Raw genomic sequence first — 15859 nt, 5'->3', positions numbered from 1 at the left:
TAAATGATGATCTCAGAATATTTAACTAAAGATAATATAAATTTAGGTTTTAAAGCTGAAAACTGGGAAGCAGCTATAAAAAAGTCTGGAAGTATTTTAGAAGCTAATGATTTAATAGAACCAGAATATATTGATGCTATGATAGAAATGGTAAAAGATAAAGGAGCATATATTGTAATTACTCCAGGACTTGCTCTACCCCATGCCCGGCCGGAAAAAGGAGCAAAGAAAAATGGTTTAAGTCTTTTAACGTTAAAAGAACCTGTTGAATTCGGTCATTCTAAAAATGATCCGGTAAAGGTAGTGATTAGTTTTTGTGCTGCTGATGACAGTACTCACACCCAGATGTTAAGTGAACTGGCTGAGTTTTTAAAAGATAAAAAAAATGTCAATTATATAAAGGAAGTTGGTTCTAAAAAAGAACTGCTTTCCTATTTTGAAAACTATGATAGGGGAGGTGAGAGTAATGAAGATCTTGACAGTATGCGGAGCAGGACAGGGCAGCAGTCTTATTCTTAAAATGAATGTCCAGGATGTTGTAGATGAACTTGGTCTTGATGCTGATGTAGATAACGATAATATAAGTACAGCCAGAAATTCTGGAGCCGATTTGATTTTGGCAGGAGAATTCCATGAAGATGCTTTAGAAGGTTTTGAAGTACCTGTGATTACTGTTTCTGATTTTATGGATAATCAAGAAATAAAATCAAAGATACAAAATTTTTTAGAAAAAAAGGGGGAGTAATATTATGGATGGTTTAGTTGCTGTAGCGAGATGGATTGCTAATAATATTTTTAGAGAACCGGCAACTTTGATTGGGTTAGTTGCCCTGATAGGTCTTTTACTGCAGAAAAAAAGAGCAAGCGAGGTTATTACTGGAACTGTAAAGACTATTCTGGGATTTATGATTATCCAAGGAGGATCAACCTTAATCAGCAATTCTCTGGGAGCTTTTGGTCCGATCTGGCAAAAAGTATTTGGAATGACCCAGAGCGCTCAAGTTGGTGGAATGTCAACAAATGAATTTTTAAGCAGCTATGGTGGAGCAGTCACTCTAATTATGACTTTTGGATTTTTAGTCAATGTTTTATTAGCTAGAATTACAAAACATAAGTATATTTATTTGACAGGTCATATGATGTTCTGGGTTAGTTTTGTTTATGCAGGAATAGTTGTTCAGGTTTTTGGTCAGGGAGTTTCGCAGATGTGGATGATCATTAGTGGGGCTATTCTGCTTGGGGCTTACTGGACTTTACAACCAGCTTACTTACAGAAGTATGTAAAAAGTTTTACGGGTAAAGATAATTTTGCTGTAGGACACACTTTCTCAACTGGTGCCTGGCTGGGGGCAGTTCTGGGAAAATACTTTGGCAATAAAGAAAACGATACTGAAGATTTAAAAATGCCGGAAGGCTTTGGATTTTTAAAAGATAGTAATGTTGTTATTGTTTTAGTTATGGGAGTTATGTATGGTTTAGGTGCTCTTCTGGCAGGTTCTGAGTTCGTAGGAACATATGCTGGCAATAGGAATCATATTGTTTTTGGCATTTTAAGAGGATTTCGTTTTGGAGCTGGAATTGCTGTAGTGCTGCATGGAGTTAAACTCTTAATCGGGGAAATTGTTCCTGCTTTCAGGGGGATATCTAGAAAAATAGTTCCTAATTCAAAACCGGCTCTTGATGTTCCTGTAACCTATGCTTATGCTCCGGCTGCTACAATTATTGGTTTCGCAGCAGCTTTTGTAACCATGGCTGTGATTATGTTAATTATGGGAGCAACTGGCTTTTATGTATTTGTTCCGCCAATGATCGCTATTTTCTTTCACGCCGCAGGGGCTGGAGTTTTTGGTAATGAAACTGGTGGAGTAAAAGGCGCTGTTATTGCAGGTGTTGTTGTAGGAGCGATTATCACTTTTGGTCAGGCAGTATTTATCAAATATATTATTCCTGATACAGTAACTGAATTCATACTCTGGGGTGGAGATACAGATATGTTCGTCTTTGGTTCTATTTTAAAATGGATTATGAGTATTTTTACTTAAACATAGTACGAGAGGGCTTTAAAGCCCTCTTTTCTTCCGGGGTAATAAGATTTCGAATTTTTATAAAGTAATGTGTTTTGGTTTTGAGCAGACTAACGATTTGTTTAATTAGGGATGTGATTTAATGAATAGATTATCAGCAATGAGCTGGAAAGATGCAGAAAAAGAATTAAAGAATAAAAAAGTTATACTGCCTTTAGGAGCGGTTGAAGCTCATGGATACCACCTCCCATTAGGTACAGATAATTATATCGCTCAGGAAATTGCTAAAATAGCTGCCCAAAGATTAGATGCTTTACTATTGCCGATCATCCCATATGGCCAGGTCTGGTCTTTACGTAATTTTCCAGGATCTATTTCTTTGAGTAATCAAACCATTATTTCTATGATTGATGATCTGTCTGAAAGTTTAGATCATCATGGAGTGGAGATGTTAATAATTATTAATGCTCATTTTGGTAATATGTCAGCACTGAAAACTGCGGAAAGATTAGTTAATGACAAATACGACCTCAAAGTTTTACGTTTTACTCATCCTGGGCTTAAATCTTTAGAAAAAAAGTACATTAAAAGCAAAAGGGTTCATCCTGACTATCTTCATGCTGAAGAGATTGAAACTTCAATGATGCTTCAGATAAATAGTAACTTAGTAGACATGAGCAGGGCAGAAGCAGATACCCCAGAAATTCCTGAATATTTTGGCAGTTATTCTGTACCCTGGGATAAGATTACTGCTAAAGCTGTTCTGGGTGATCCGACACTGGCAACTAAAGAAAAAGGCGAAAAATTAATCACTGGTATAGCAGCTAAAATAGTGAAGATAGTTAATAATTTTGAAAAGGAGGCTGAATAATGTCTTTTGCAAGATATAGTGAAAAAATATCTGAGATTATAAAAGCAATCGATAAAAATGAAAGAGATAAAGTAAAGAAAATAGCAGAAAAGTTTGTAGAAACAATTAATAATGAGGGTATAATCCATGTTTTTGGTTCAGGTCATTCTCATATGTTGGCAGAAGAAGTTTTTTACAGAGCTGGAGGACTGGCAGTTATGAGCCCAATTTTTGACTCGGGAGTTATGCTGGATCAAGGTGCTATTAAAAGCACTAAGATGGAGCGTTTAGAAGCTTATGGAGAGATTATTCTAGATAATTATGAGCTGCAGGAAAAAGATTTAATGGTGGTGGTTTCCAATTCTGGCCGTAATTCTGTCCCTATAGATGCAGCTCTTAAAGCCCAGAAAGAAGGTTTAGAAGTAATTGCTCTTACTTCTCTAGAATATTCTAAAGCTAATGACTCCAGACATCAGAGTGGGAAAAGATTATTTGAAGTGGCAGATTATGTGCTTGATAACCATACTCCTTATGGAGATGCAGTAATAGATTTTGAAATAACAAAGGCTGTTCCGGCTTCCACTATTGCAGCTTCCTATATTATTAATGGTATTATTGCCGAAGTCATTGCAATTATGAAAGAAAAAGATCTGGAAATACCAGTTTATAAAAGTGGTAATATAGATGGAGCAGATGCAGATAATAAAAAATTGGCTCAAAAGTATGGGAAAAGAATTAAAGACTTATAAACTGGATACATCAGCTTATTTAATTTGTATCGGGTAAAACTAAAAAGAATAGATAATTAAGAACTCCTGTTGGTCATTTGTACGATTGCTGACAGGAGTTTTCTTTTACTAAACTCACTCATTTTTTTCAGACTCAATAAATTTGATCAAATTTCTATAAAACTCAATTTTGTCATTAGACATCTCTCGTATTTCGTTAAATAATAATTTAAGTTGATCATTATGTAGTATTTCTTTAGTTACATTACTTTCACTTACTTTATAATTATCATAATCAACAGCAAGCAGGGTATCAATGCTGCAGTCTAATGCTTTAGCAATTTTTTTCAGTACTTTGTAAGCTGGTTCCTGATCTTTGCTTTCATAGCCGGCAATGGTTGAGCGTTTAATTCCCACGATTTCTGCCAGATCTTTTTGTGTAAAACCTTTATTTTTGCGAGCTTTTTTGAGGTTTTCACCGAAAGTCATAAAAAATTCCTCCAATTTTGTCGAATAATTAAAATTAACAAAAAAACTTATAAAAATAGCTTGACATTGTTCTAAATTAGAACTATAATAAACTTGAAATGTGATAATTATAAACTAAAGTCCAGAAACAATAAATGGACAGAGTTATCCCTTGCTCTTTTTGCAGACAAAGGAGGGATTAAATATTGATAGTAGATTAGATAAAAAGGGTAACAGATTTCAGTTGGCGCTGTTCTGTTAGGGTTAATACTAAATAATTATATCACATTCGTTGAAGGGTGTAAATTTTAAAGACCCCCTTTTTGTTTCAAAAATCAGAATCTTTCAAACAGTCGGTTTAATTAGTCTTGGTGGTTCCCGGGAGGGATCTTTTTTGAGTAAAAATTATAAAGAAGAGCTGACAGATTTAGTGAAGTTTCAACCTGGAGATAAGATATATAAACTTTTTAAACATCAAAAGGTTTTAGTCAAAGGGCAAAAAGAAAATTTTGTTATACAGATCAAAAAAGTCAAATAAGAAGACTAACCTGGGGCCATGGGCCGGGAAATTTATTTTTCCCGGTCTCTTTTTTTGTTCTAAAAGTCCACAATTGGGATTGATTTTGCAAAATAATAAGGAGGATTTTAAATTATGAAGAAAATTTTGAGTTTAGTAGTTTTAGTATCACTGCTTTTGGTTCTCACCGCTTCAGCCTCAGCCCAGGAGTATACATTAAGATATGGGCATGTTCTAAATGAAAGCCATCCCTTTCACGAAGGTTTTGTAAACATGGCAGAAAGGGTAGAAAACAGAACTGATGGAGATTTGCAGATTGAGGTTTTTCCCAGTTCGCAATTAGGAGTAGAGGAAGATGTTCTGGAACAGCTGAGATCTGGAGTACCTATAGCCTGGAATACTGATGCAGCAAGGTTAGGCAGTTATGTGCCCGGACTGGCAGTGGTTAACGCTCCTTATTTTGTTGACACAATAGAAGATGTAGAAAAATTACGTCAGACACCGACAATGCAAAAATGGGAAGAAGAACTGGCAGAAGAATATGGAATTAAAATTCTTTCCTTCTCCTGGGTTCAGGGATTCAGGCATTTTATGACAAATGAACCTGTCAGAAGTCCGGAGGATCTGGATGGTTTAAGGATCAGGACACCCCCTGCACCAATCTGGCATCAGTCGGTTGAGGCTTTAGGTGCTGTGCCGACAGCAATGAATTTTGGTGATATCTATACAGGTATTCAGCAGGGTTCTGTTGATGGAGCAGAGTTAGTTTACAGTAATATTCCTGCTGGAAATTTATTTGAAGTTTTAGATTATGTAAATGAAACCAGACATTTTTTATTAGTTAACTTTCAGGTTGTAAGTAATCAGTGGTTTGAGAGCTTACCCGAAGCTTATCAGGAGGTCTTAGTTGAAGAGTCCAATAGAGCCGGTCTGGAAACTTCCCGCAAATTAGCCGAACAGACTGAAGAAATAAAGCAGACTGTGCAGGAAGAAGGAATGACTATTGTGGAAGATGTTGATCTGGAAGCATTTAGAGAAGCCGGAATGCAGGCCTATGAGGAATTAGATTTGATGGATGAGCGAGAGCAAATTTATGAAGAAATGGAAGCAATAGAGTAAAAATTAATAAGGCTGGCCCCGGTCAAAATTGGCCGGGGTTCTTAAGGAGGTTTATAGTTGGAGACTGCTAAAAATATTTATCATAAAATATGTCAGGTCGAAAAAATAATTTCAGGAGTATTCTTAGTTTTGATTATGATAATTGTGTTTCTGTCCGCTATCGGCAGGGCAGTAGGGCATCCTTTAAATTGGGCGATTGATATTTCTGCTTTTCTTTTTGCCTGGGCAGCTTTTTTTAGTGCAGATGTTGCGATGCGGCAGGATAGACATTTAAGTGTAAAATTTATAGTATTAAAACTTCCGGAAAAAGCTCAGTACTATATTACTTTAGCAAATTACTTAATTATTGTTGTTTTTCTGGGCTATCTAATTAGATTTGGTTTTATCCAGACCTATAATACGAGATTTAGAACATTCCAGGGGATCCCGGAGCTCAGTTATGCCTGGGCAACCCTCAGTGTACCCATTGGCTCAATTTTATTATTAATTTCCACAGTTAATAAAATGCGTCAGGTCTATAAAACAAAAGAGGCAGCATCTCTTAAAATGAAAGATAAAGAAAAGGTAGATCAATTAAGTGATTAATTTAGGAGGAAGATAATAAATGCTGGAAGTAATAATTATATTTGCATTATTTTTAATAATGGGGATGCCCGTTGCTTTTGCAATTGGAATTTCCGGGTTTTTCTTTTTCATGCAGGAACCGGCACTGCCCTATACAATGCCAGTTCAATTAGTTTTATCAGAAACACAGAGCTTTACTCTGCTGGCAATACCCATGTTTATGCTGGCCGGAAATTTATTAAATAATACAGGAATTACTAGCAGATTATTAGATTTAGCGTCAGTACTGGCCGGCCATTTATATGGAACCCTGGCTCAGGTTACTGTAGTATTAAGTACCTTAATGGGAGGAGTATCCGGATCTGCAATTGCCGATTCTTCAATGCAGGCCAGAATTTTGGGGCCGGATATGACAAAAAAGGGATATGAAAAAGGCTATTCAGCTGCAATTATTGGTTTTTCAGCCCTGATTTGTATCGCGGTTCCTCCGGGGATTGGTCTGGTGCTTTATGGAAACATTGGTGAAATCTCAATTGGAAGACTTTTTACAGGTGGAATTGTGCCTGGATTAATGATGATGGCTTTTTTAATGATTGCTGTTACTATCACCTCCAGGAAAAAAGGCTATGCTCCAGAAAGAGAAGAAATGGCCTCGATTGATGAAATTATACCAACTTTTATTAAAAGCATCTGGGCCCTTTTATTTCCGGTGATTTTAATTGTTGGTTTAAGATTTGGTTTAATGACTCCCTCAGAGGCTGGCTCATTTGCAGCAGTCTATGCAATTGTAATTGGAGTCCTGATCTATAAAGAACTGAGCTGGCAGCGATTTGTCAATTCGGTTAAGGATACAATTGGTGATGTAGGAATGATCATCTTTTTAATATCGCTGTCCTCACTATTTAGCTACGGAATTGTCTGGGACAGAATACCTGTTATTTTAACAAGTTTTTTATTAAATATTAGCGACAGTCCTCAGGTAATATTTTTAATAATCCTCACATTTTTATTCTTTCTGGGAATGTTCATTGATTCAACAGTTATAATCTTGCTTTTAACCTCAATTCTGGTGCCTGTAATTACCAGAATTGGAATTGACCCTGTACATTTTGGAGTAGTGATGGTTATAATCTGTGCCATGGGATTGTTAACACCTCCGGTTGGAGTTGCCATGTACTCAGTCTGCTCGGTGATGGAATGCTCAGTTGGTGAATATATGAAAGAAAGTTATCCATTTTTATTAGCATTATTTTCAGTCATAATCTTGTTAGTGTTTTTTCCTCAATTAGTAATATTTTTACCGAATTTGATTTTTAACTAAGATGATTTGAGATTAAGATCTAATTTAAGCTTAAGAAAGGAGATTTAAATGGAAACTAAAGTTGCAATTGTAACAGGTGCTGTTAATGGGATTGGAAGAGCAATTGCTGACCGATTGGTTGAAAATAATTTTACTGCAGTAATATGTGACATTAATCAGGATGAAGGTCAGAAATTAGAAGAAAAGAGTTCTGATTTTGAGGGAGAGTACAGATTTAAACACTGCAATGTAGCCAGGGAAGAAGATGTTGCAAGAGTGGTTAAGGGAGTTATAGAAGAATACGGTCAGATTGAGGCCCTGGTAAATAATGCGGGGATTATCAAAAGAAGAGTAGGAGAAGAAATAAGTATCTCTGACTGGGATCAGGTTTTTGCAGTAAATACCAGAGGTGCATTTCTATTCTGCAAATATTTACGGCCTCAATTTAAAGAACAGAAGCAGGGAAGGATTGTAAATATCTCTTCTATAGCTGGCAAAATGGGAGATATAACTTCTGCTCCAGGCTATGGTCCCTCCAAGGCAGCCCTGGATGGAATGACTAAAACATTTGCCAGAGATTTAGCTCCCTATAATGTTACAGTTAATGGAGTTGCTCCCCATGCAATAGAAACCGATATGAGTTCAGAATGGTCGGAAGAAAAAAGAAAGCGAATAATTTCTGAGATTCCACTTAAGAGGCTGGGACAGCCGGAAGATGTTGCAGGAGCTGTAAGTTTCCTCTTATCAGATGCTGCCAGTTTTATCACTGGCGAAATAATTGATGTCAATGGTGGATTTCTAATGGATTAGTCATTAAATAGAAAAACAAATGGAATAACCTATAGGAGGAATAAAGTTGTCAGAAAAAATTTTGATTACCCCAAAATCATATTACAAAATTAGAGATAAAATGATGCCGCTGCTGGGAGATTATCAGCCGATTTTTAATGATACCGGAAAAACTTTTACTGAAAAACAGATGCTCAATTTAGCAGAAGATGTGGTTGGAATCATAATTGGTATTGATCCAATCAGCAGCAAGGTAATTGAAAATGCTTCCAATCTCAGAGCAATTTCTAAATATGGGGTGGGAATGGATAATATTGATCTGGAAGCTGCCAGAGAGAAAAACATTAAACTGGACAATACTCCCGGCACCAATAATGTTTCTGTAGCAGAGTTAGCTCTGGGTCTGATCTTTGCAGCTGCCCGTAATTTGCCTCAGGCAGTTAAAAGCGTAAAAAAAGGGGAGTGGAAGCGGATCAAAGGAGTAGAACTGACTGACAAGACTTTAGGTTTAATTGGCTGTGGAAAAATTGGCAGAGAAGTAGTAAAAAGAGCTGCTGGAATATTTAAGTCTATCAAAGTCTATGACCCCTATTTTGATGATAGTCAATTCATCAGAAAATATAAGCTGCAGATGCTGGATAAGGATAGACTGCTGCAGGAAGCAGATTTTATTTCGCTGCATTTACCCTTAAATAAGGAAACCCAAAATTTCATTTCCAGAAAAGAACTTTCCCTCCTGAAAGGTGATGCTGTGCTGGTCAATACTTCCCGGGGAGGTCTGATTGATGAAGCTGAGTTATATCAGGCACTGAAAAACAATGAGCTTGAGTCAGCAGCCTGTGATGTTTTTTCGGAAGAACCTCCAGGTAAACATCAATTGTTAGAACTTGATAATTTTCTGCTGACTCCCCACATGGGTGCCAATACAAAAGAGGCAGTGGAGAAAATGGCAGCTGCAGCCACCAGAAATTTAATTGCAATGTTAGAGAATAATTCAGCAGGAGGTGTTAAAAATTAATAATAAAAGTTTCGCCCTGGAAAGAAAAACTGTTTCTAACAGAATATCGACTGCAGAAGAAAAAGAACTGTTAAGGAAATATGCAGCTCAAATTGCTTCTGATATTGACAGGATATTAATTGTACCACCTGATTATACCCGGAAACACTCGGGTTCGGGTAGACTGACCAGGGAATTATATAATCTTTTGCAGGCTGATTATCAAGTTGATATTATGCCGGCCCTGGGAACCCATAAAGCAATGACCGAACAGGAAATAAGAGATATGTTTGGCCAGGAGATTCCACCTGATAATTTTCTGGTTCATGACTTTAAAAATGAAATTCAGAAAATAGGAGAAATCCCCGCTGATTTTGTCGAAAATATTTCTGAGGGGAAGCTGCAGAGGTCAATTGAAGTCAAAATAAATAAAAGACTGGTCAATGACGAATATGATCTTGTAATCTCTGTTGGTCAGGTTTTACCCCACGGGGTTGTTGGTATGTCAAACTTCAACAAAAATATTTTTGTCGGCTGTGGTGGCGCAGAAATGATAAATATCTCTCACTATCTGGGTGCTGTTTATGGGATAGAGCGTTTACTTGGCAGAGGGGAGACTCCTGTCCGCAAATTATATGATTATGCAGAAGAACATTTCTTAAAAAATGTAAATGTTGATTATATTTTAACTGTTAATTCTACCGAAGTTAATAAAGAGACCGGAACGACTGATCTGCTGGGTCTTTATATTGGTCGGGATAAAGAAATATTTAAGTGGGCGGTTAAATTAAGTCAGAAGCACAATATAACTAAAGTCTCCGAGCCGCTGGAAAAGGTAGTTGTTTACATGGACAAAAAAGAATTTAAATCAACCTGGTTAAGCTGTAAGGCAATTTATAGAACCAGACTGGCTATTGCTGACGGAGGGGAGCTAATTGTAATCGCTCCCGGCTTAAAGGAATTTGGAGAATACGAAGAAGTTGATCAGCTAATTAGAAAATATGGATATCGAGGTAGTGAGCAGATCAGGCAGGAAGTCGAGAATAATGCTGATTTAAAAAATAATTTATCAGCTGCAGCACACTTAATCCATGGCTCAACTGAGGGCAGGTTTAAAGTCACTTTTGCCACTGATAAATTGAGTCGGGAGGAAGTAGAGGGGGTAAATCACAGTTGTCTGCCCCTGGATAAAGCACTTGCCCGCTACCCAATTTCGCAGTTTGATTATGGATTCAATAATTTGATCAACGCTGAGCGAGTATTTTATATTGACAACCCGACAACCGGTCTCTGGACAGCCCGGGATTTATAAAAAATTAGCCAGAATTAGGATGCAAATGATTGGCCTGAAATTAGGAGAGGACTGGACTCAGGCTCAGAAAAGATTGATTGGAGATAACAGATTAAATTTAGCGAGAAAATTAGGAGGTTTAAAATGGATATTTTTGATATTAAAGATCAAGTTGCGGTAATAACCGGTGCCGGTGGAGTTTTAGGCAGCAAAATTGCGCTGGAACTTGCTCAACAGGGAGCGAAAATAGGACTTTTAGATATTAATCTGGAGCCTGCCCTGGAGATAGCAGCTGAGATTAAAGAAAATGGCGGTGAGGTTTTAGCTGTCAAAACTGATGTTTTAAATAAAGAGAGTCTAAAAAATGCCAGAGAGGAAGTGTTAGCTGAATTTGGCAGAGTGGATATTCTGATCAATGGGGCAGGCGGTAATAAAAAAGAAGCAACTACCAGTGAAGAGCTTGATTTTTTTGATCTGCCTGAGGATGCCATAAAATGGGTCTTTAATCTTAATTTTTTAGGCACTGTTTTAACTTCTCAGGTTTTTGGAAAAGAAATTGCAAATAATGAGAAGGGGAGTATTATAAATATTTCTTCGATGGCAGCTATCAGTCCCCTGACTAAAACCATTGCTTATTCTGCAGCTAAGGCTGCTGTCAGTAATTTTACCCAGTGGCTTGCGGTTTATCTAAATCAAAATATTTCGGAAAAAATAAGAGTAAATGCAATTGCTCCCGGCTTTTTACTAACAACTCAAAACAAGTATTTACTGATTGATCAGGAAACCGGCGAGGAAACCGCAAGAGGTAAAAAGATTAAAAATAATACGCCAATGAACCGCTACGGCAGTCCGGAAGAATTAATAGGAGCTGTAATCTGGCTGGCCTCAGATGCCTCTTCTTTTGTAAATGGTTCGATTATCCCAATTGACGGCGGCTTTGCAGCTTACTCTGGAGTTTAATATTGATATTTGAGGAGGTAAAAAATGTACATTCTGGCTCTGGAGTTTAGTACTTCAGCTGTTAAAGTGACACTGTTTTCCCGGGCAAAGGGAATTATTAAAAATCTAAGCAAAAATTATGAGCAGACGACTGGAGATATGGAAAGGCAGTCAGCCCAGCTTTTATATAATTTTATTATCAAGACTGCTGTGCAGTTAATTAATGATCTGACTCAGGCAGAAAAAAACAAGATAGAATTAATAACTCTGGTCAGCACCTGGCACAGCTTCCTGCTTTTAGATCAGGATAGAAAGCCCCTGACTGAGATTTTAACCTGGGCTGATACCTCTGCCGGTGAGACAGTGTCAAAGTACAGAAAAAAGAAAAAATTAGCTCAAAAGATATATCAAAAAACAGGCTGTCCTGTGCACAGTATTTATCCTCTCTGGAAGTTTATGAATTTAGATAAAAGCAGCTTTAAAGTGGATCAAATCTATCTTTCATCTAAACCAGAATATATTTTTGAGAAATTAACTAAAAGCCGGGCAATTTCTCTAGCATCAGCTTCGGGAACAGGGATCTTTAATATTCATGATCTCAGCTGGGACCAGGAAATACTTGATTTTGCCGGTCTTTCAGCCAAACAGTTATCACCACTAAAAAAACTTAATTATCAGGCTGGCTTAACTAAAAAAGCGGCGCTAAAACTTGGCTTAAAACCTGGGTTGCCTGTCTTAATTCCCGGACCAGATGGAGCTCTTAATCAGATAGCGGCAGGTGGTTTAAAATCTAAGCTGATGACCCTCTCGGTTGGCACCAGCGGGGCCCTGCGGGTTACATCCAGTAAAGCTAAAATTCCGTCTGCACCAGCTACCTGGTGCTATTATGGGGCTGAAGGAAAAAGGATAGTCGGGGCAGCTACTTCTGGGGCCGGCAACTGTACTCAGTGGTTTAAAAATAAGATAAAAGAAAATGATTCTAACTTCATGGAATTAGAAAACTCTCTCAAAGATGTAAACAAAAATAAAGCTCCAATTTTTTTGCCTTTTATTTATGGTGAGCGATGTCCCGGCTGGCAGGATAAGCGAAAAGCCCAGTTCTGTGAGCTGAAAGGCAGCCATTTATCTGCCGACTTATATTATTCAATTCTGGAAGGAGTTTTATTCAACCTTTACCAGTCCTATTTAATTATTGAAGAAATGGGTTTAAAACCGGAAAAAATAAGGATTTCTGGTGGTATTACAAATTCTGAGAAGTGGCTGCAGATGGCTGCCGATATTTTTGGAAGAAAAATGATTGTATCGGAATTTAAAGATTCTTCGACGATGGGATCAATAATCCTGGGGCTAAAGGCTCTGGGAGAAATTAAAGATTTAAGTAATTATCAGCCAGAAGCTGGTAAAGTTATCGATTTTAATTTAGAGCGGCATCAATTTTATCAGTCGCGGTTTGAGAAGTATAAATACTGGTATCAAAAAACTAAGCGGAAGGATGATTATGATGAATACAATTAATAAACTGCAGGAAACAGGTATCGTTGCTGTGATTAGAGCTCAAAATGGAGATGAGGCAGTCAAGATTGCGCGGGCAGTCAAAAAAGGAGGAATAAAAGGTCTGGAAATCACCATGACAGTTCCCGGAGCGGTGGATGTTATCTCTGAATTAAGTAAAGAATTTGAGGGAGAGGAGATCATAATAGGAGCTGGTTCTGTTCTGGATGCCGAAACTGCTAGAACCTGTATTCTGGCAGGGGCGGAATACATTGTCAGTCCCTCTTTTAATGAGGAGATGGTTAAGTTAGCTAATAGATATCAGAAGCCTGTAATCCCGGGAGCAATGACAGTAACTGAGGTAGTAAAAGCTATGGAAGCGGGTGCTGATTTAGTTAAAATTTTCCCGGCCTCGCTTTTTGGACCAAAGATCATCAAAGCAATTAAAGGACCAGTACCCCAGGCACCACTGCTGCCTACTGGAGGAGTTAGTCTGGATAATGTTGCAGAATGGATTAAGGCCGGAAGTGCAGCGGTTGGAGTTGGCAGTTCCCTTACTGCTGGTGCCAAAACTGGAGATTTTGATAAAGTGACTCAAACTGCGGCGGCTTTTGTTGAAAAAATAGCAAAGGCCAGAGAAGTTTAGAGCTGATATAAAATATAAAGAATAAGTCCTGAAATCAAATTGCGGCCTGGGTGTTGTTAATAAATCTAATTAAATAGTAACTAGAGTCCTGCTGTTTTAAGTAATTTTAAAAACGGCAGGATTTTTATCATTGCAATTTAAGGATTTAATAAGTTTAAAAATATTTTCTAAAATGCAGGGAGAGTAATACTGACCGTGAAATATAAATTAAGTCTAAAAATTTAAGCCATACAATCTTCTTAGGAGGAAACAAAAAATGAAAATAAATGTTTATCAGGACAAAAAAACAACAAGTAAATACGCCGCAGAAAGAGCTAGAGAAATTTTGATTGAAAGCATCGAAAAAGATGGGGAAGCAGTATTTATCATCGCTACCGGTAATTCTCAACTTGATTTTTTAGCTGAATTAGTAGAATTCGATGATATAGATTGGTCCAAAACTAAACTTTATCATTTAGATGAATATCTCGGGCTAGACGAAACTCATAAGGCTAGTTTTAGAAAATATATTAAAGAAAACTTTATCTCTGAAGTTGGTGAATTAAAAGAAATTAACTTAATAGATGGGATGAATGATCCGGAAAAAGAATGTCAGAGCTTAAATCAAAAAATTAAGGAAGAAGATAAAATTCAGGCTGCATTTGTTGGCATAGGTGAAAATGGTCATCTGGCTTTTAATGAACCACCTGCAGATTTTGAAGAAGAGGATCCATTTATTATTGTTGAGCTGGATGATGTTTCCAGAAAACAGCAGGTTAAAGAAGGCTGGTTTGAGACTATTGCTGATGTTCCAAAAAATGCGATTACGATGACAGTTAAACAAATTATGAAGTCCGAAAATATTATCTGCACAGTACCCGGCGCCAGAAAAGCTGAGGCAGTTAAGAATTGTTTAGCTGGTGATGAAGTTACAGTTGACTGTCCTGCCTCAATTTTAAAAGAGCATAAAAGTACAGATGTCTTTTTAGATGAAGATTCGGCTAAATTGTTATAAAATATGAGTTTAAATAAATGATTTTAAGATTGTAATGGCTGCAGCTCAGGCAGTTATGGGCTGCAGTTTTTAGATAACTTAGATTAATAGTTGCAAAATTTTAAATCTTATGCTAAACTAATATACAGAATACAGTACATTGTATTTTATTTTTATTCTATTGTACAGAAAATTGTATATTAAAAAGGAGGAATTAAATGGTTTCTGAAATAAAGAGCAAAATGATGTCAAAAATCGGCTTCATAACTTCAATGCTGGCCCGGGATTTTTTCTTAAAAAACAAAGGCGAAAGAATTGATACAATTAGTGGTTATGCGGAGCGCTATAACACCGGACGAGGCACTATCCAGTCTGCAATATCATTTTTAACTGAACATCAGGCTGTAGAGCTGGAATCAAAAGGACATTTAGGCAGCTATATTCTTGATTTAGATTATCACCTGCTCTGGGAAATTGCAGATTTAGGAATGATAATGGGACTTTTACCACTGCCTTATTCTCTGCGTTATGAGGGGCTGGCAACTGGATTAAATCAGGAGTTTAAAAAAGCAGATTTTAATTACAGTATTGCCTATACCAGAGGTGCGGAAAAACGATTGAATGTCTTAAAAGATGATAAATATGATTTTATTGTTTTATCTAAATTTGCTGCCCAGAATCATGAAGATCGGGATCAATTTGAACTTTTTTGTGAATTTGGACCGGGTACCTATCTTTCTAAACATGTGATAGTTTTTTCGGATCCGGAAGCTGCAAAAATTGAAAATGGGATGAAAGTTGGACTTGATTCAACTTCTATTGATCATAAGATACTAACAAAGCTGGAATGTCAAAATCAGGATGTAGAATTTATAGAATTGACCTACATGAAAATAATGGAGCATATAAAAAATAAAACTATAGATGCAGCAGTCTGGAATTATGATGAGATTAAAGACCTTGATAATATAAACTTTACTGAACTGCAGAATGATAAATCGACTGCCAAAAATAAAGATATCAGTAATGCGGTAATTTTGGTTAATAAAAACAGCAGAATGATTAAGAGGATTTTAGCCAAGACAATTGATCCTGAAGAGGTAATTAAAGCTCAAAAAGAAGTATATAATCACAAATTAATTCCTGAGTATTAGGAGGAAGAG

General features: G+C 36.9%; 18 protein-coding genes. 17 read left to right on the top strand and 1 reads right to left on the bottom strand.

All coding sequences use genetic code 11. The features are described 5' to 3' along the window. Nucleotides 1–6 precede the first annotated feature (6 nt). The 5 genes from C7958_RS00290 to C7958_RS00270 all read left to right on the top strand — a co-directional run bounded on the left by C7958_RS00290 (nucleotide 7) and on the right by C7958_RS00270 (nucleotide 3623). Complete coding sequence (locus tag C7958_RS00290; protein WP_111570666.1) at nucleotides 7–519, top strand: PTS sugar transporter subunit IIA; 513 nt, start codon at nucleotides 7–9, stop codon at nucleotides 517–519. Continuing rightward, a complete protein-coding gene (locus tag C7958_RS00285; protein ID WP_111570665.1) occupies nucleotides 467–745 on the top strand; it encodes a PTS sugar transporter subunit IIB in 279 nt (92 codons plus the stop codon). The genes C7958_RS00290 and C7958_RS00285 overlap by 53 nt, the downstream gene beginning before the upstream one ends. A 4-nt stretch (nucleotides 746–749) precedes the next feature. Further along, nucleotides 750–2042 (top strand): PTS ascorbate transporter subunit IIC, encoded by a 1293-nt coding sequence (locus C7958_RS00280; protein ID WP_111570664.1) that lies wholly within the window; start codon nucleotides 750–752, stop codon nucleotides 2040–2042. Nucleotides 2043–2166: 124 nt separating this feature from the next. Beyond that, the gene (locus tag C7958_RS00275) at nucleotides 2167–2895 is read left to right on the top strand and encodes a creatininase family protein (RefSeq protein ID WP_111570663.1); all 729 of its coding nucleotides are present in this window, start codon (nucleotides 2167–2169) and stop codon (nucleotides 2893–2895) included. Then, on the top strand, nucleotides 2895–3623 hold the full coding sequence (locus C7958_RS00270; protein WP_111570662.1) for a sugar isomerase domain-containing protein: 729 nt from the start codon (nucleotides 2895–2897) through the stop codon (nucleotides 3621–3623). Before C7958_RS00275 ends, C7958_RS00270 begins: the two co-directional genes overlap by 1 nt. Before the next feature lie 114 nt (nucleotides 3624–3737). Here C7958_RS00270 and C7958_RS00265 read toward each other — a convergent pair whose 3' ends face one another. Beyond that, nucleotides 3738–4091 (bottom strand): helix-turn-helix domain-containing protein, encoded by a 354-nt coding sequence (locus tag C7958_RS00265; protein ID WP_111570661.1) that lies wholly within the window; start codon nucleotides 4089–4091, stop codon nucleotides 3738–3740. Nucleotides 4092–4464: 373 nt separating this feature from the next. Between C7958_RS00265 and C7958_RS15540 the strand changes: the two genes are divergently transcribed. From C7958_RS15540 to yhfZ, 12 genes are all read left to right on the top strand, one after another. Then, nucleotides 4465–4608: a hypothetical protein gene (locus C7958_RS15540; protein WP_166668460.1), complete on the top strand. Its 144-nt coding sequence runs from the start codon at nucleotides 4465–4467 to the stop codon at nucleotides 4606–4608. A gap of 114 nt (nucleotides 4609–4722) precedes the next feature. Next, nucleotides 4723–5706 carry a C4-dicarboxylate TRAP transporter substrate-binding protein gene (locus tag C7958_RS00260; RefSeq protein WP_111570660.1) on the top strand — a complete coding sequence of 328 codons (984 nt, stop codon included), beginning with the start codon at nucleotides 4723–4725 and terminating at the stop codon, nucleotides 5704–5706. A 57-nt stretch (nucleotides 5707–5763) separates the two neighbouring features. After that, complete coding sequence (locus C7958_RS00255; protein ID WP_208320729.1) at nucleotides 5764–6291, top strand: TRAP transporter small permease; 528 nt, start codon at nucleotides 5764–5766, stop codon at nucleotides 6289–6291. Nucleotides 6292–6310: 19 nt separating this feature from the next. Beyond that, nucleotides 6311–7591: a TRAP transporter large permease gene (locus C7958_RS00250; RefSeq protein ID WP_111570659.1), complete on the top strand. Its 1281-nt coding sequence runs from the start codon at nucleotides 6311–6313 to the stop codon at nucleotides 7589–7591. A 48-nt stretch (nucleotides 7592–7639) separates the two neighbouring features. Then, nucleotides 7640–8380 carry an SDR family NAD(P)-dependent oxidoreductase gene (locus tag C7958_RS00245; protein ID WP_208320728.1) on the top strand — a complete coding sequence of 247 codons (741 nt, stop codon included), beginning with the start codon at nucleotides 7640–7642 and terminating at the stop codon, nucleotides 8378–8380. A gap of 46 nt (nucleotides 8381–8426) precedes the next feature. After that, nucleotides 8427–9377 (top strand): phosphoglycerate dehydrogenase, encoded by a 951-nt coding sequence (locus C7958_RS00240; protein WP_111570658.1) that lies wholly within the window; start codon nucleotides 8427–8429, stop codon nucleotides 9375–9377. Continuing rightward, nucleotides 9364–10668, top strand: a complete 1305-nt coding sequence (locus C7958_RS00235; RefSeq protein ID WP_166668463.1) for a lactate racemase domain-containing protein — start codon at nucleotides 9364–9366, stop codon at nucleotides 10666–10668. Before C7958_RS00240 ends, C7958_RS00235 begins: the two co-directional genes overlap by 14 nt. A 123-nt stretch (nucleotides 10669–10791) precedes the next feature. Next, nucleotides 10792–11607, top strand: a complete 816-nt coding sequence (locus tag C7958_RS00230) for an SDR family oxidoreductase (RefSeq protein WP_111570656.1) — start codon at nucleotides 10792–10794, stop codon at nucleotides 11605–11607. Between the two features lie 24 nt (nucleotides 11608–11631). After that, the gene (locus C7958_RS00225) at nucleotides 11632–13101 is read left to right on the top strand and encodes a gluconokinase (RefSeq protein WP_111570655.1); all 1470 of its coding nucleotides are present in this window, start codon (nucleotides 11632–11634) and stop codon (nucleotides 13099–13101) included. Beyond that, nucleotides 13079–13723: a bifunctional 2-keto-4-hydroxyglutarate aldolase/2-keto-3-deoxy-6-phosphogluconate aldolase gene (locus C7958_RS00220; RefSeq protein WP_111570654.1), complete on the top strand. Its 645-nt coding sequence runs from the start codon at nucleotides 13079–13081 to the stop codon at nucleotides 13721–13723. Before C7958_RS00225 ends, C7958_RS00220 begins: the two co-directional genes overlap by 23 nt. Nucleotides 13724–13979: 256 nt before the next feature. Next, nucleotides 13980–14717 carry a glucosamine-6-phosphate deaminase gene (locus C7958_RS00215; protein ID WP_111570653.1) on the top strand — a complete coding sequence of 246 codons (738 nt, stop codon included), beginning with the start codon at nucleotides 13980–13982 and terminating at the stop codon, nucleotides 14715–14717. A gap of 197 nt (nucleotides 14718–14914) precedes the next feature. After that, nucleotides 14915–15850, top strand: a complete 936-nt coding sequence (gene yhfZ, locus C7958_RS00210) for a GntR family transcriptional regulator YhfZ (RefSeq protein WP_111570652.1) — start codon at nucleotides 14915–14917, stop codon at nucleotides 15848–15850. Nucleotides 15851–15859: the final 9 nt, after the last annotated feature.

The sequence above is a fragment of the Halanaerobium saccharolyticum genome (assembly GCF_003259895.1).
Taxonomy (GTDB): domain Bacteria; phylum Bacillota; class Halanaerobiia; order Halanaerobiales; family Halanaerobiaceae; genus Halanaerobium; species Halanaerobium saccharolyticum_A.
This window is presented reverse-complemented; position numbering and strand designations above follow the sequence as displayed.

Excerpts from the sequence above, each read along its gene's own strand:
- C7958_RS00290 (WP_111570666.1), top strand. The coding sequence starts at position 7 with ATGATCTCAGAATATTTAACTAAAGATAATATAAATTTAGGTTTTAAA.
- C7958_RS00285 (WP_111570665.1), top strand. The coding sequence starts at position 467 with ATGAAGATCTTGACAGTATGCGGAGCAGGACAGGGCAGCAGTCTTATT.
- C7958_RS00280 (WP_111570664.1), top strand. The coding sequence starts at position 750 with ATGGATGGTTTAGTTGCTGTAGCGAGATGGATTGCTAATAATATTTTT.
- C7958_RS00275 (WP_111570663.1), top strand. The coding sequence starts at position 2,167 with ATGAATAGATTATCAGCAATGAGCTGGAAAGATGCAGAAAAAGAATTA.
- C7958_RS00270 (WP_111570662.1), top strand. The coding sequence starts at position 2,895 with ATGTCTTTTGCAAGATATAGTGAAAAAATATCTGAGATTATAAAAGCA.
- C7958_RS00265 (WP_111570661.1), bottom strand. The coding sequence starts at position 4,091 with ATGACTTTCGGTGAAAACCTCAAAAAAGCTCGCAAAAATAAAGGTTTT.
- C7958_RS00260 (WP_111570660.1), top strand. The coding sequence starts at position 4,723 with ATGAAGAAAATTTTGAGTTTAGTAGTTTTAGTATCACTGCTTTTGGTT.
- C7958_RS00250 (WP_111570659.1), top strand. The coding sequence starts at position 6,311 with ATGCTGGAAGTAATAATTATATTTGCATTATTTTTAATAATGGGGATG.
- C7958_RS00245 (WP_208320728.1), top strand. The coding sequence starts at position 7,640 with ATGGAAACTAAAGTTGCAATTGTAACAGGTGCTGTTAATGGGATTGGA.
- C7958_RS00230 (WP_111570656.1), top strand. The coding sequence starts at position 10,792 with ATGGATATTTTTGATATTAAAGATCAAGTTGCGGTAATAACCGGTGCC.
- C7958_RS00225 (WP_111570655.1), top strand. The coding sequence starts at position 11,632 with ATGTACATTCTGGCTCTGGAGTTTAGTACTTCAGCTGTTAAAGTGACA.
- C7958_RS00220 (WP_111570654.1), top strand. The coding sequence starts at position 13,079 with ATGATTATGATGAATACAATTAATAAACTGCAGGAAACAGGTATCGTT.
- C7958_RS00215 (WP_111570653.1), top strand. The coding sequence starts at position 13,980 with ATGAAAATAAATGTTTATCAGGACAAAAAAACAACAAGTAAATACGCC.
- yhfZ (WP_111570652.1), top strand. The coding sequence starts at position 14,915 with ATGGTTTCTGAAATAAAGAGCAAAATGATGTCAAAAATCGGCTTCATA.